This window comes from Pseudoalteromonas sp. MMG033 (assembly GCF_057197785.1).
Genome location: NZ_CM170070.1, coordinates 41,251 through 57,759, shown reverse-complemented (window position 1 = coordinate 57,759; position 16,509 = coordinate 41,251). Strand labels below are relative to the sequence as shown.

Sequence of the window (16,509 nt, the reverse complement as noted above, 5' to 3'; positions counted from 1 at the left end):
TGGAATTTATTATTCCTTAAATTTCATTCTAGATAAAATTAGTTAAAAAGTACTAATTTTTGGAGTTTGGGATCCTTTTTCGTTTCTGTTGTAGGGCCAGCCAGCCAGGCTTCTGGCTGCGATTGAGTGCGGCCAAAACGGCAATGGCTTTTTCGAGCGTGATACGCTGTGATGCGATGTCTTTATATACTTGTTGAGCTGTTTTTTTACGCTTCACAGCAGCACCTGCATCTAAAAAAGACTCCACGACTTGCAGGACAAAGCGAGTCACTCGATTTTGTTTTACCTCTTCTTCCTCACTGTTTGATTTGGGGTCTTTACTTTGCAGGCGCTCTTTCAGGTGGGCGATTTCAGCCTGACTAAATTCGTTTTGAGCATGGGGTAATTTACTGAGCTTACCAAGAAAGTCATTAAAGTAGTCGTGCTCTATTACGCCGATCCGTGAGGTTTGTGCGAGTTTCATCAACCCTTGCCTAAACTGTGCTTGGCTGATGTGGTGATTTAACAATTGATCGCAAGTTTGATGTAGATGATGCCATTTTTGCCACGCATAAACATAGTTAAGACCGGCGCCTTTTATGTTTTGCATACCCACAATAAGTTGATGTTGTCCATCTAATCCGAGCTTGGCGATTTTTCGAGTGAGCTCATCGGCGCTAATGTAGGGGTTTTCTATTAGCCGCGTGCGCGCCGCAAGTAGTGTATTTAAGTGATCGCTTATTTCTTTAGCATGTGCTTGCAAATCCTCTATGGACATTATGTCATTGGCTAAATGCCAGCTTTCAACTAAGTGATTAAAATAACGGCGTTGACGCCCACAATCTACATGCTGCTCAAAAAATGCTATCATCCTGGGTTTGTCTTGTAGCGTCTCACAGTCCAGCTGGGTGTTTGGGAGTAGCGCATTTAACTTATCACAAAGCATTTGATCAGATACTAAGCATTTAAATTGTTCGAGTAGTTTGGCGAGATCTTCTCGGTCATTATTGGTAATAATACGTGCAATACGTGCGCTTAATGCTTGGTTAAAGTAAGCAAGGAAGCCATCCACATTAGTACCGATAACGACGATATAATCAAAAGTGAGATCTTCAATCAGTATTTGGGCAAACACCTTGGTGCGTGCAATGCGATCATTACGATTATTGATGAGTGCAATGGTCTGAATTTTTGGCTGCTGGCTTTGACCAAACAAATTTAAGCGTCGCCAGTTTTCTATTGTAGCAAGGCGTTCATTGGCAGACATACTATTGACAAAAGATTGGGTGAGTGTCCCGATGGGCGCTTGCTCAAAATGCTGCAATACACCAATATCAGGCACAATGCGCTCGGCAGTTTCTTTAAATACGTAATCTTTATTTATGCCTATATACTGCGCCATTTTGCATACCAGTGCGATGTTATCTGGGTGCTCCTCATAGGGGTAGAGTGCACGAATATCATCTGTGATTTGAAACCCTTCGCCCCAATGCACTTGAATAAGTGTCGAGTCTTTTTGTTCTGCCGACTTATTAAGAATTGGATACATGCTTTGCTCAGCGGTAAATACTTGGGTGTTTGAGCCAATAAACGACGACATTTCAGTGGCGACATCTAAACCGGTTGGGCCTAAAATATCTTCATGATCAGGATAAGCATTGGTGATTGTCGCGAAATTGTCATTCATCCAGCGACGCAAGATCCGCACATACCTTGGCGTCAGTCCCATACATTCCCATAAAAATACGTCTGCTTTTACGGATTTAGCAAATGCCAATACATCGCTTTGCTCCCAAATACTGGCTTTATCAAAAGGCCTGAATAATGGCAGCTCATGTTGTTCTCCATTGCTGGTGGTATATATCATCATGGCTTCACAGCCAGTTGTTTTGGTGATCACTTTTAGCGCGATACTACTAAATAGCGCTGCCTTTAATCTCTCGGTCCCTGATTTACCACGTGTTCCCCAACCGCCAATAGAGATAGGAATATGTTTTCGATTTCGTTGTATATCTTGGCTCACTTTAATATGACGAGACCAAAAGTAGGCCATAAAGGCGCAGACAAAAAACACCAGTTGGCCAATGCTATTTTGATAGATGGAATATAGATACTCTTTAAAGCCTAAGCCAATATTAATCAGTGCGGTGGTGATTGACGTTCGACTAAACAATTGTCGGATGCCGCTTTCAACAGGAAATTGGGCTTTGTGTGTGGAGCCATAGCCGATAAATTCAATTTGAAATCCAAGCTTTCTAATCGCGTCTAGGTAGTTTTGCTGTTCAAGCTCTCCGCCTTTTCTCAAGCGATCTAATGATGAAAACTTGATAGAGATTTGCCAATAGGCCCGTATACGCTGAATAAGTTTATGTGGACGTGTGATCAATAAAATGCCATCAGGTGTGTAACTTTTAGCCTGCGCAGGCAATTGATCCTGACTCAGGATAGAAAGCAAATAATCAGGTAATGGCAAATAGGGTCTTGCGCTATGTTCTTTTAAGTTATAAAGCGCTTCACCAGGTACATTGGTTTCACTGATCTCAGCGGTTGAGCAGCTCGTGACATGTAGCTCAGCAGAGGGTTTTTGCGCTTTAGTATGACTATAACTTTGTCGTTTATCTGTGCTTGGCGTAAAAAACTCGTGCCAGATCCGCCAAAATCGTCGCCCCTTTAATGTGCCATTGTGGATCTGCCATTGATCCCCTTTCTGATAGCCATTAAAGCCTAGCTCTGACTGGGCAATGAAACTCAGTGCTCTGCCGATTTCCTCATGGGCGGCGTCAGTGGAAAGTGTGATGGTGTCTCCTAGCGCCAACTGATCTTCGATAGTCACAATCAGCTCTTGTATATAAAAACTATTTAGTTGCTCTCGAGTTCTAGTAATGAAGCGTCTGACTGCGGTACTTGGGTCTTGTTCTAATTGCAAATTGAGCACATCAATGAATTGTTTAAAAATCGATTCAGGCTGATCTGTTTCTAGCTGCATATTAAGCATTAGCCTAGCGCTTTGCTCTAAAATGATGCGCTTTATCTCGAAGCTTTCTTCACCTTGTAGGCAGCGCTTCCAGTGTTTGAAAGCCAGCCCATTTTCGCTAAATCGGGCGGCAGTCAACTGCTTAACGAGTGTAAAGCGTATTGCGTTTTCTGTTTCGTAGCGAAACCTGTTTTCTAATAATTCAGTGGCAAACTCATTTTCGTAGTTAGGTATACACTCTATCGTAGCTTGTCTTACCCTATGGTATGGGTGAGTACTAAGCTGTTGTATCAGCTTTATGTCGGAGTCTGTTAAAGCTCTTTGCTGTATCAGCACTTTTGGCATAGCAGCTAAGATAAATAACTGATCATTATTTTTTGGTTTGTCTGGAAAGTCATTCACAGACTCTGCAACTTTTGCCCACATAAAGCTGCGAATAAATGTCGGTCTTTGGTGTATCAATATTTCCAATATATCTATGATGGCGAGGTAAGGTGTATTGTCAGCTTCCAAAAGCTCAATAAGTTGCGCTACTAACTCAGCATCTAGTTCAGGATCAGCACTAAATTCATGAATTAGAGAAACTTGGTTAACCAAAGCACGGATCATGCCGTGACGAATATGCAGGCTGTTACTGTGTGCCAGTAAATGAATAAAAAACGGCTGTAAGTCTAGCTTTTGCCAAGCGGTATTCAGGTCATCTTTACTCGAACGTAGGTAGCGGTTAGTCAGTGCACCGAGCTTTGCAATTAAAAATTTTAAGTCTTGTTCAATTTCAGACACTTTTGACTGATAGCGCGCGATGACTGCGCCTTCATCGAACCAGCGTGAAAAGGCCAACTTGTCTTTTTGCAATTCTAATCGTGAAGCACCGAGTTGCTCCGCATACTTTAAAATGTGTAATTCTCTTTCTGCTTTTAACTCTGCTTTGTTTAATCGTTCAATGAAACTTTTATAGTCGGCCTCGATGGCTTGTAAATTACCATGGTGACTTTCAATTTTATGGCGTAAAAACGCAATCGTTTGTAATAGTTGCCAATAGGATGTTTGTTCTTGTTCTGGTTTGTTTTTTACTAACTCCCAATCAGCCAACTCATCTACGAGAGTTTGATACTTGTGCTGATATAGGTTGAGCCAAAATTGTTCTGTGTCGGCAAATAAGAGGTCTTGAAGCTGTCGTTTTAACGTTTTATCTGCCATTAATATCTTGCTCTAGGAAGTGTGTTAGTTGTAGTGATTCAAAAATAATTTCATCATGTGCAAAAGGCGCAAAACCTGTATTTTGTAGGTTACCTAAAGTCACCTCAAAGCGTATGTTATGATTGTTTCTAAACCAATCTTGTGTCCAATTTAGACTGATCCACCCTGCAGTCTGTTCACTAAAATCAAATAAGGTTTGCCAGCTCAATGAGGTTAAGTACTGCCAAGTCGCATTCGGACGGTTTTGGTCCGCGAACACATAGCTGCTGCTGAGTCCCAATGTAAAAATATGCCCTTCATAATATTGTTGCCAATTCCCGCTCAGTGTTGCAGTGTCTAGGCTGGTCCAATCTTCATTAGAGGTTGTGCTAATTTGCGCACTAAATTGACTGTCTACCCAAGGTTGATAGCGAATTCGATATCCTGCTTGCCAGCCATGCATATGGTTTGCGCGATAAAAATTGTACATGTCCTGGCTAATAAACGGGTCGTCTAGGTATTCTTGTTTTTCTATGCTGGTGTAATAGTAATAGGGTTGCCACCACCATTGATGTCTCACGGATATATCATCTCGCCAAATTTGACCGATGGTTGCGTCAATGTGGCTGGTCAAATGGCTTTCCTGAGCAAGTTCAGCTTCTTGCCAGCGGTTATAGAGTCCAACTTCACTAAACCAAGGGCTGTCGTGATCTAGCCAATTGTATATGCCGTTAATCGCCAAAGACTCATATCGTAAATTATTGAGTCGATATGCGCCCTCAAGCCGATACCAGTGCTGTCGATAGCGGTTTCTTAAGCGGATCCCGAAATCGAGTCGGTGAGCGGTATCAATGGGATCATTGGTTTGAAAAATGCCGTCTCTGTCATAGCGCATAAACCCCTCAATATGTGTTCTATTGCCGTTGGCACTGATCAGCGGTTCATTGAAATGCTTGGCAAGCCGCTCAAATTTCAACTCTGCTCTGTTCAGCTTTAGAGGTGCAACAGGGGGGGCGACTGCTAGCTTTTGACGGTTCGTATTTAGTCGCCAAGCAAATAATCGCGCAAGACGCGCATAGTCACTTGGGATCTCAATATTACCAGCAGGGTAGAACCCAATATCCTCTTGGCGTTGTTTTTTCTCGAAGCGTTCAATTTTAACCAAAGCGTCTTTATCGAGCTTCGCTAAGATTGATTGAGATGCGGTGGCATAATAAAACAATTGGCGCTGGTCTAGCTCGATGCTTTGCCAGCGACTATTTTGACGAACTTGTACTTCTACTTGCAGTATTTGCGATAAATATGGATTTAGCCAACGTATTTTAATTAGTCCATTATTTAACTCACTCTGCGTCAAGCCAAACTGAGTTTGTTGGTCTGAAATTGGCCATGCCGTCTCGCCATTGCCTGTTTCGATTTCGACTAAGGTGGCAGCATTAGAGACCAGCTCTGCATCAGAAAAGTGAAACACTAGACGCATTTGCATTGATTTTAATTCACGAAAATCGAGTGAAAGGGTGTGGTAAGGACGAATTGTGATCCCTTTTACATCGTCTCTTTTGGCTGTATGGCGACTAAGCTGCTCTGCGATACTGCGCGTTTCAATGGGGGACAGATCGACAAGTTGAGTACCAGCGTAATTGAGATATTTTTGCAGTGGTACCCAGTGTCCAAAGCTTTGCACACGGTCATGAAGCTTAGATAAAGATGCGGGAATATCCAAGCCGTTTAGTTTTGAAAATAATGCGGTAAACTCATGATCTGCCAGAGTTGCGTTTTCTAGCCTATATAAGCTGTTATTCAGTAACTTAGTAAATGCGGCTGTGTTTTGGGCGTTAGTGGTATGCAGTAACTCCAAAAAAGAAGTGCCTAATGCAAATTCGCTGAGCTGCTGCGTTGAGTATGGGTTAAAGTGTGTTTCATCAAAGATTTGAAGCTGCGCAAAGGTGGTTTGTTTGCTGTTCAAAGTTAAAGTCTCACCAGCGCGTAAAGTCACCATACTGCTGGATGCCACAGATAAGGGCGTTTCAATTGGGCTGGTAACTGAAGTAGTCGATAATATGTCGCTGTAAATTGGCATAAAATAGAGCTCATTGTCTTTATCAACATGCAACCAAGCGATGTTGTTTTCTCCAGTTCCTAAGCCAAAGCTGCGGGCGCTAATTTGAATATTGATGTCTGAGTGGGCTGTGATAGAAATAGGCTGTTCACCTATTTTGTAGGCTTTATATGCGGCCGTTTCAGCCACTAACTGCACTTGTTTGTGGTGGACAATATCATATCTTGGCTGAATATCTCGGCGCTGACCGCCATAGGTTGTGTAACCTAGCCTATCAAAAAGTGCATTGGATACTTGTTGTTGATCGTGATCTAACCACAATGTTTCAAGTAGCTTACCTTGCGACAGTAAAGTACTAGTGAGTAACTGAGGACATCCTTTAAGTTTATGCTTCAGCGCACATAAACCTTGGATATTAAATATTTGATTAGTCTGTTGATAGCGGCTTAGTAACCCTTTTGCAGCAAAGTCGCTCAATAACGTATTCGAGCTTTGCAATAAAGCCCCCAAGTAGCGCAGTACAGCATTGTTACGGTCAAGTCGGGTAAGAACCGCTAACCGCAATTGCCAAGCACGTAGCTGCACATCAGTATGGGGGCTGTTTAATAATATCCTAAGCTTGGGCAGCGCTTTGGTTGGCGCATGTTTAGCTAAGTGTTCAATTTCCCCAAGTTTGTACATCCAATGACTCTTTGTGTAATGGGATAAAGAAGGGGGATTTGGGCCTGATTGTAGTTTGAAGTTAGACAAACTATTGATGTAACTTTTGGCTTTATCTGATTGGATACGAGCAAGCAGTGCGGAAATAGTTGGGCTCTTAAATGCTAATTTGCCGGGCTGCGTGTATAGGAGTTCATTATTGGGTAGTGGTAGTAAGGTACGAATTTGCAGTGCGATATCTATTTTTGCATCACTGGCGGAGAAAAGAGTGATTTGTTCTACATCCATATCTACGTCTAAATTAACTGGTACAAATCCTTGTTTCGGGGTCACAGCGATTTTATGACGCATCGCGTTGATTTCTACTATCAGCTCAGAGGCGCGATTGGCTCTGACATACAAAATCGCGCTGTTTGTGATCCTCTGCTCTTGACTCAAATCGTACTTGAGCGACTTATTTAAGCGATTATATTGCAACATGCTGGATGTTTGACTTTGGAATAAGTACTGCTTTGCTGTTCTCGCGGTTTGGTATACAGAAACTAGCCTTTTGTGTGTTGTGAGTGGCTTTTGGGCATTGCTGGTCGGTGTTAAAAATGTGCCCGTTGATATTGTGCTGATAAAATCTTGATGACGTCTTAGCTCAAGTGCGCTGGCGCTTTCAGGCTTAAATTGAGTGAGTTGGTTGATGTTGTTTTCAAAGTAGATTTTGTGTAGAGCAGTGTCTAAATTATTGACCCAGTATGGACTGAGTAATTTCTCTTGATGTTTTATCCCCGCATTTTGATCATAAATGGCGCGATGCATTTGCTCTAATTTAACCCAGGTTTTAGTACTGCTTTTTAAGGTTAAATAACTGTTTGCTGGCACAGCGAGATAATCGACATTGCCAACACCGAGTTTGTGTTGGGTATATTCCTGAGCTTGTGCATCGGAGACGTTAATGATGCTGATTGGGGTATCATTCACCAAGGCGACAACCTTGCCGCCTTTTTGTAGGTCATACAGGTCGCGATGAACTGTGAGCTTTAGCTTCTTTGCTTGCTCAAAATACAGCTTCATACTTTGCTGGTTATGTAATGGGTATAAAGTGGTATGCTCCTGTGCCAGCGCAACAGTTTTGCCTGGCATTGGAAATTTGACTGCACGACGGAAGGGGTCTCTGTGGGAGTGCTGATATCCACGCCATATTTCAAACTTTCCATCTTGCTGCTGGTTGTAAACTTTTACAATCCGCGATCTTGTAGAGGCACTTAATTGACACATGTCCTGTTGGCATAGCCATTGTTTCTTGGTGATCTGCATAAGGGCATTTAATGTTTGCCCTTGCCAAAATGCCAGTGATTCAAGGTTTTTAAGGGGGGTTACAAGCCACTGTCCTGCTGGTAAAAATAAGTACTTAGCCTGCTGATGAGTGAGACTAATATCAGCAGCACTGCGCTCCAGCGCTAAAGTCTCGGCGTCGTACCACTGCACATCAGCCTGTAAGTTGGCAGTCTGTGCTAGGCAAACGGAGCTTGTTAAACTTAAAAACGCAATCAACGTGAATATGAGAGGCATAAATTAAATTGCTCCATACTGGTTGATTGAGTGATCAGTCGCTTGCGCATCGGTTTACTGATCTCGATATGAATAAATCGATGTGGGGCGAGCCCTATTTTGTGCAGGATGTTTTTAGTGCCACCGAGCTCGAAAATATCTTTTTGATAAATATAGGTATGATTACTTAGGCCCGATAAACAGCGCTGCAACTTAGCCAATTTTGCATTGTAGCTTCGACCTTGGCTAAGTATAAAATCAGCCTTTTTCCCTTCGGGAGATTTGCGCTTTTTTTGATTAAATCCATGTATTTGAAAAATGGTGGCGTTGGGGTGAGCATAGTGAAAGGCTTTGACGGCAGCCACATGCAGCCCATGCTTTCGCTTGGAGTAATCCATTGGCAGGTTATCAAGGCTCTTGCTATGCCTGTGATGGGTATTAAAAACCATCATATTGCAGTTAGATTCAAAGAGTGCGCGACCGATTTTCAATGTGTACTTGTCATGAAATTGATGAGGAATAGACACAAAGCAAGGGGAAGCCGCCACGCGATATATGAGTGCGCCTCCACCATTGATGGGCGAAGTTGCAGTCAGTGTATGTACAGGGCTGCGTAATTTCCCCTGCTGTTGATATTCCCATGGCTCAATTGCTTGCGGCTTTGCTATCCAGCTATTAATTTGCTGCCAGTTTAATTGTGATTGTGCAAAGCCGTTAAAGCTTGTAATGCTGATGAGCGCGATGATCATTTTATGTATTTTCATTTTGCCACCATAAAGGGGTAAGTGGTTGTGCGCTATGTTCTTCTAAAATACTTATCCACATTTCATCTTCAGCCGATATCGCAAATTTTTCAAGTGTTTGAATATCTGTTCCTATTTTTATTGTAACGGGCGGGTAGCTAACAATATTGGTGGATTGCGGATGCAGCATAAAGGCAGGAACTTGCGATGGCATGAGCGCATACCTTTTAGCTGCCACTGTATATTCATCTGTGATGCCGATTTGATATCTTCCATTAAGGCGAGTATTGATAATGAGCGGCGCTTGCCTATTCTTTGCAACTGGATAAATAAAAGGCTTAATGACAATCGATAGCGGTCTATGTTTACCGCGATAGTCTAAAGATAAAGTATCGCCGCGATTGATTTTGTACAGACGCGTTTTAATGAAGTGGCGCTGCTCGCCTTGGTTAATAAATAAATGGTTTGCTTGGCTTGCACTGGTGATGATCGAGTCGTCAGTGGTACTGCTCGTTGCATCAAACTCAATGTATGTGGGTGCTTGCGTTTTTAAAGCGATCACTTTTGGGATCTTGAGAGAAGGGTCCTGATCCGAGTTAATTGAATGAATATTATCGAGTTGTCTAAAGTGAACTTGTGTTGGCTCACTGGGCGGCTCAAAATAGTTAGCAGGGCTGTAAATTAATGCGGTATTCGAAATTGGGTGTCTGTCAAAGAGCGATTCAGATGCATAATCTGTCTCTTTAATAACAGGTAAAGGCGGGGCTTCAAATAGCCGTACTTTTAGGATTTGTTGTAACTCTGTAAAAACAAACTCATTGGTTGCTTTTTGCGCAAACCAAGCGCCAATTTCAACAAAATCAGTTAAAGGGTTATCGCACAGTTGTTCGCAGACCACATTCTGATAATGAAAATCACGATGTCTGCTTTGTAGCTTTACAGCAACACTTGTTTTGCTAGAAATCCTTAATTTAACGGCTTCATCAGGTAGGCGGAGATAATATTTTTCACTTTCATTAACGGCTTGGCGCAGTGTTTCAGGTGTTATTAACCGATCGAATTGTGATAGCCGCGATTCCAAACTTATTTTGTGGCGAGCAAAAATCTGACCTTGTGCGTCGTATAAAGAGACTATCGCGTGTGAGTCCTCAGGGGTTAAATCCCGAATATCGAAGACCACATCACTACCACCTGAAACAGCATAATCAACAGGGGTATCAGGGGTTAATACGTAGTAATAACTGTGCAAGGGGGCAATTGGTTGTGCGAGTTGATACCACTGGGTCAAAGCGGGCAAGCTGGATTGCACCGTCACTAAACCAGGCCTAATATCTTCTATTTTATAGCTATTATCTTCGAGCGCCACCGCGCTTAGCTCAATAGGCGCCAGTTGCTGGCTCAAGTCATGCCATGTTAGGCGTAATGTACTGACAGGCACCGTCGACGTAAAATGCAGGGGAGCGGTACTTTTAACTCTAAAAGTGGCTGTCAGGTTTGGCGCTGAGTAAAAGCTATCGAGATCCCACTGCTGTGCAGAAAAATCATAAGTGATAACATTATAAGGTAGTGTCTCGTACAAGATGTCACTGACGAAGTCGATATTGGGTATGCCTTGAGGCGCCAGCTTTTGCCAATCATATCGCACTGCGTTGGTGAGCTCCCACGGCGCGAGCGCATTCCCCCCTAGGGTATGGTAATTGAGCATTCTTTCGCGCCAATCGAGTGGTAACTTCAACCATATTTGCTGACTGTCATCGGTATCTGTAGATGTTTGTGCGTGAAGTCTGACTACAACACCTCTAAGTGTATCCTCTTCAGGGATAAGTTTGAGCTTGATTTGGCTGGCATTCGGGTAGCGTGACACATCGATATAAAACGATTGTCCAGAGGCCACCGACAACGCCTGTCTGTCCTCGATAATTTGCTTTACTTGCTGCTCTTGCGCTGCAAGCACCAGTTTTGAGGCGTGGTGGTAAGTGTGTTTATTGAGTTGTACGCCCTGACTATCAAACAGCTGATATTCGATTGCATAGTTAACCGGTTCGTCAAATACTTGTTGTCCCTCAAAAATGGCGTTTGATAGCAATCTGACCGCGCGCGTTCTGGATGCTGAAAAATTAAATGCAATGTACTTGTCATTAGGTAACCAATGTACAACTGAGCGTGTTTCTTCTTCGCTGCGTTCTTCTAACTGCTCAGCAGATGCCAGCCATGTAACGCCATTAAAGCTCACCCATAATAAGACTAAGAGCAAAAATCCAGTCGCGCTAAGGTGTAACAGTTTTTTAATCCAATACATGCATTAGCCCCCCTGTAGCGTAGTTAAAATCTTTGATTGTCAGCACTTTATTGCTGGTGGGGGTGTAAATAGCAAGTAATTTATCGCGTAGCTTAATGGTCAGAGCAAGCTGTTGTGATTGCTCTATGCGTACGGCTTGTAATTGGCATTTGGGATATTTTTGACAAAACTCGGATAGCAGTGGCAAGTGCTGATCTTGCGAGTATTGTTCTGCAAGTTGTAACACTTTCTCTAATGAGGGGGGGTTGTCCAGTAGCCAATCATTGGGGCTCAATACTAAGGTATTTAAAGCTCTTACTTGAGGATCTCTTGATACTGCGAGCAGGCGTTGTAAGAGCGCTTGCTCTGAGATGGCAAAATGCTGTTTAAAATCGGAGGCCAGCCACAATGTTGCAAGTTCACTGATTGGGCTAAATAAGCGGTAGCCAGATTGCGGTGACGTACCTATCTCAAGCCCTCTTGTTTGCACTTGTCCGCTAACAACTTGTGTATTCACACCTAAGTCAATCAATGTGTATTGTAATTCTTTTAATGTGTTAGCGTGTTGTTCATCTGGGTTTGTGAATTGAAATGCGATTGCACTGGGCCTAACGTATGAAGGTGCGCTATGACTGCGTACTTGTAAGCTTAAAATCGGCTGCTCAGCGAAGTAGCGCAGTGTACTCTGATGGACGACGTTAAATAGGCTTCTCACATTACCTGGGGCCATGACATTAGCTTGTTCATTCGCATATGGGTGTGCCCCGGCGATTGACAGTGCCTTGGCGCCTGTACTTGCAAATAGCTCACCTGAGAACTTTAGCGTATTACTTTCAAATAAAGGTCTTGGGACTTGGATATTGAGCATGGCACTCGGGTGCAAGTTAATAACATATAGCCCTTGGCCTTGCTGCAAACTCTCTTGGTTGTTGAGTGGAGCCAAGACAATATACTGCGCTTGGTCGTTATCTATGATCTGTAGCTGGTAACCCATCATATTGGCAATATGATTAATTCGAGCTAGACGATTTAGCTCATCCTGGTCAAATTCTCTATCTGATTGCTGCGCCACTAATTTATATAGCGGACCGAGAATCTCAAACTCCCAGAGTGCCGCTTCATTATTTGTCAGCTCTTGGTAATGATTGCTGCCCTTGGCACTGATATAGGGGGCGAAGGTTTCGATAACCTCATCTAGGCTGGTATCAATAAAGGTGGCAGCGACATTGCTGCCGCTGCTGGTGCTAAGAACAACCTCTGAAAGTAGGTTGGAGTAACTCGCGCCATCGATATAGGCTTCAACCATTTTTCCATTAAAATCAGCCGTGGGCATGCTGCTGGTGTGTAACATACCAAATTGACCTCGCTCGAATCCCATGAGGTTGGTAAGTTGCTTCTGAGATAATGAAGTAGGTAACTGATTAAAAATCCAAAACTGACTATTTACCCCATAGGGGCTCAATTGTAGGTGAACTCGGGTATATTGGTTTACTGACCTTATTTGCAGTACTTCCAGCTCCTCAAACACCGAGAAAAACGCACTATAATAGGGACTTTGTTGGGATACTTGCTGTGTTGCAATTGAAGGCGTGAATTGCGTGCCGAGTACCAGTGCATCACTGCCAAGTAATTCAAATAAAAGTCCCGCAGCGTCACTGGCGACTCGTTCACTTGAAGGGTAGGGGACGCTGATAATATGAGACTTACTTGGTTTTTTTGATAAGGCAAAAAAGCCCCTTACTGCGCTTGTGTCTGTATCCTTGATATATAAGTACTGCTCGTCTTCATATAAAGAAAACTGTGCTTGTGCCAATAGCCGCCTAGCTAACAAAACGTTTTCCTGCTCTTGTCTGTTGCGATTAAGTACTCGAATTGCACTCATAAAGTGCTGAATGGACTGAGCTTGTTGATATTGGCTTATAGAGACAGGTTCGCTTTGCTGCGTATAAAGGTAACTTTTATAGGCGCTGATCTGTTGGCTGAGCGCAATATCAGTGTTGTCGCTTGAATTGACCTGTGCAGGCGTTGTGGCGAATATCGCGGGGATAAACATGATTAAAAAGCCTGTGGTTATGGCAATTAATCCGCCGACTATTGAGGTTTGGAAGGTTGCGCGGATCACCAGTCCTAAAGCATTTTTTTGGTAAATTTTTAGCGCTAATAGGGTGGACAACATGTAACCAAAAGCAAAGGTATCAGTTACTTTTAACGTCGGATAATAATGTACAACCACATAATTTAAGGCAATTTTGTATAAAAAGCCGATATTGAAAAAGAATAGTAATAGTCGCGCCCCTTCAAAGTTTGCGTGGCGCAATCGCGTGAAGGTCAATATGGAGCCGCCAAGTATCAGGATCACAGCGGTCTCAGCAAAGGATGTGAGTAATTTTGTCGGTTGCATGAGCTGCAACGCGAGTAGTGCAGGCAGCATGATGCCGTTAAACTCCCAGCCGTATTTGATGTTGGCACGCGAGGCAATAAAGGCAGTGATCACTAAAATGATATAGGCTTTGGGCGCTGCGACAATGGAGGCTGCAACAGCTTCATACATGATTGCCAGATTGGCAATACTAAAATTGGTAAAAGGCATCAGCACAAAGCGGACTAACAGGTATGTCACAAAGAGCTGTACTAGTGTGACCCGCATGCCATATTTAAAGCCACCATTCCACATGACGTTTGCTGTTAAAGCGATGATCACCAGACCTAAGCTGTAGAGTTGGCTGGAGTAGTCAAACGTGATATCCCATTGTGCTAAGTACATGGCAACTAATGGCCAAAATAGCGTATCCATCACGACTCTGACTAAAATACTGATTAGGATGATGGCAAAAAAGCGGTCTCTGCCAAACATTTCGCTAAACCCAAAGCGCTCCATGATGGTTTTAGCACTAAATAACATCACAGCATAAACAACGATCGCTTCTATGATGATAACCACCGCGGATATTGGCGTAACGATGAAAAGTGGCACCAGGTAGCCTGGAACAACAAGCCCAGTAAGTGGAAATCCAAAGCGTAAATTCAACATACAAACAACGGCGATGCCAACCCAGACTGTTGTAATTACAGACTGTCCTAAGCCACTGCCGGTCGGGAAGAGCTGTAGCACCCAGTCCATTAAGTCTGCACCTTAATGTGGTGTTCTTCTGGGTCGAGTGGTTGCATCATTTCTAATTGCTTTAACAGTAGGGCCGGGTCATCTAGCTGTTTAATTAGATAGGAGATATCGATAAATTCAAATAATATTCCGCCTACTTCAAAAGGCTCGCCAATGCTGCTGGTGGAGCGAGATGATCGCAATGAACGAATACTCAAAATAAACGTTGCTTGCCCTAATTGAGCAGGCATATATAACTCGCCTTGTTGTAAGGTGATATAGCGTAATTTCCCTTTGGCTTTTTCACTATCAAGGTGAGTGACGCGCTCTAACAAGTCTAATGCTGTCATCTCAAATAAAGACATTTCATTGTGCTTGGCGATTTCTTCTATTTTTTGGTTGGTTTGCACGACTTGCCCAAAGAGGTTAAACATGATCGCCGCAGTGTGGATCTGGTTAAATACGTGCTCAAGCGTCGATAGCTTTTGTTCCATGTCGCCAATGGAAGATTTAACTTGTTGACTCAAAGGTTTTTGCAGTGCCAAGGTTAATACCTTGGTAAGTGCGCTGGTATTGGCTTTTTGTTGATTTTCAAAGATCCGAAAGTGAAACAACAGCTCGCCTATCTGGTTTGCAAAGCGATTTACATTTTGTACGAATCGTTCTTCGTCAAAATACTCATTGGGCTCAACCGTCATTGCCCAAAAGCCTCTAATATCTCCTGCATACATCAAAGGCACCACATATTGTGCCTCAGCCTCTTTTAAATCATTGAAGAATGGTCTCGTTATATGTAAAGCACCAAACGCTTTGATGGCGTCAGAGTAGGGAGGGCGTTCATAGTCTCTGCGCATCTCGTGGATATCGGATAAACTGCAATTAATGGCGCGTATTTCATGGAGCCTATGGTCGCCTTCAGTACGGGCGAGAAATATCGAACGATTTAGGGCAAGTTGCTGATTTACCAGTGTGATAATTGCATCCCAAGGGCTGCTTTGCGCGCTAAAAGCTTGCGGTAGGTAACGTCCCATCATCCGTTGTTGAACGTTGCCTATGATGTCATTTAATTCAATTTCCTCAACCCACTTTCGAGAGAAGAACACCCATAGGAGCGTAACCAGGTTGGTAAAAATAATTTGTCCGGCTGGCAAAAAGTAATCAAAGAAACGAACGCTAAGATAGACTGAGGAAATACAAAGCAGGATAACCGCACACGCGATTAATACTCCAGTGTTAAAGCTGCACCTTTGATAGCTGATGAGCAAAATCGTTAAAATTAATAACTGAAGGGCTGCAGCATATGTGATAGGCATTAAAGTTACTAAGGTCTGCTCAGCAAAGTTATCAGCAATATAAGCGTGAAGATAAATAGGGTCTTTGAAAGAGTCTATTTTTGGCGCTCGTACGGGGAGGGCAAACGCTAATTGACGCTGAGAGACGAGCACCACTTTGTCCTGTAGCTGAGCTAAAAATACATCATCTGAGAGCAATCGTGATGCACTAAATTTAGTGAGGGCTTGTGGCGCAAGTGAAAAATCAAGCAATTGACCCTGTGCTTTGTACTCTGGGTCGAATACATGTTGCCACACACTTTTACAGTGTTCTGGTGCATCTTTAATGACGATTTCATAGCCAAGCCACGACTCTAGGCTGGGTAAACAGTATCTAGAGTCGGCGTATGGAAAATACACGTTGTCAAAAGAGAGCTGCTGCTCACCAGAGACATGGCTAAATATCACTATGGCTTTGGCTTTATTTTCTCGTAATTTTGAAATGATGTCACTTTGCTGCGCTACGAGGTTGTCAGACTCAATTACGACGATTTGGGTATTTTGCCGATTGAGGTTTTGGCTAAGCTCAAGATAAATAAGTGCATTGAGTTTGTCTAGCGTTCCACTTAAGGTGACTAATAAAATCAGGGCGCACAGCAGCATAGTAGACCAAAAAGTCTTTTGTCGTTTGATGATAAAAAACTGCTGCTTTATCGACATGTTAAGC

General features: G+C 43.1%; 6 protein-coding genes. All 6 read right to left on the bottom strand.

Features of this window, described 5'->3' with window-relative positions:
* Positions 1-52: 52 nt before the first annotated feature.
* Genes AC2CZC_RS00205 through AC2CZC_RS00180 form a run of 6 tightly spaced genes read right to left on the bottom strand, consistent with a single transcriptional unit; the run spans position 53 to position 16,502 of the window.
* A complete protein-coding gene (locus tag AC2CZC_RS00205; RefSeq protein WP_484583386.1) occupies positions 53-4,153 on the bottom strand; it encodes a poly-gamma-glutamate synthase PgsB in 4,101 nt (1,366 codons plus the stop codon).
* The gene (locus tag AC2CZC_RS00200) at positions 4,143-8,411 is read right to left on the bottom strand and encodes a hypothetical protein (RefSeq protein ID WP_484583385.1); all 4,269 of its coding nucleotides are present in this window, start codon (positions 8,409-8,411) and stop codon (positions 4,143-4,145) included. Before AC2CZC_RS00200 ends, AC2CZC_RS00205 begins: the two co-directional genes overlap by 11 nt.
* Positions 8,390-9,154, bottom strand: a complete 765-nt coding sequence (locus AC2CZC_RS00195) for a hypothetical protein (RefSeq protein WP_484583384.1) — start codon at positions 9,152-9,154, stop codon at positions 8,390-8,392. Before AC2CZC_RS00195 ends, AC2CZC_RS00200 begins: the two co-directional genes overlap by 22 nt.
* On the bottom strand, positions 9,141-11,432 hold the full coding sequence (locus tag AC2CZC_RS00190; RefSeq protein WP_484583383.1) for a hypothetical protein: 2,292 nt from the start codon (positions 11,430-11,432) through the stop codon (positions 9,141-9,143). Before AC2CZC_RS00190 ends, AC2CZC_RS00195 begins: the two co-directional genes overlap by 14 nt.
* On the bottom strand, positions 11,419-14,532 hold the full coding sequence (locus tag AC2CZC_RS00185; protein ID WP_484583382.1) for a poly-gamma-glutamate biosynthesis protein PgsC/CapC: 3,114 nt from the start codon (positions 14,530-14,532) through the stop codon (positions 11,419-11,421). Before AC2CZC_RS00185 ends, AC2CZC_RS00190 begins: the two co-directional genes overlap by 14 nt.
* Positions 14,532-16,502, bottom strand: coding sequence for a hypothetical protein (locus AC2CZC_RS00180; protein ID WP_484583381.1), 1,971 nt, complete (start codon positions 16,500-16,502; stop codon positions 14,532-14,534). Before AC2CZC_RS00180 ends, AC2CZC_RS00185 begins: the two co-directional genes overlap by 1 nt.
* Positions 16,503-16,509: the final 7 nt, after the last annotated feature.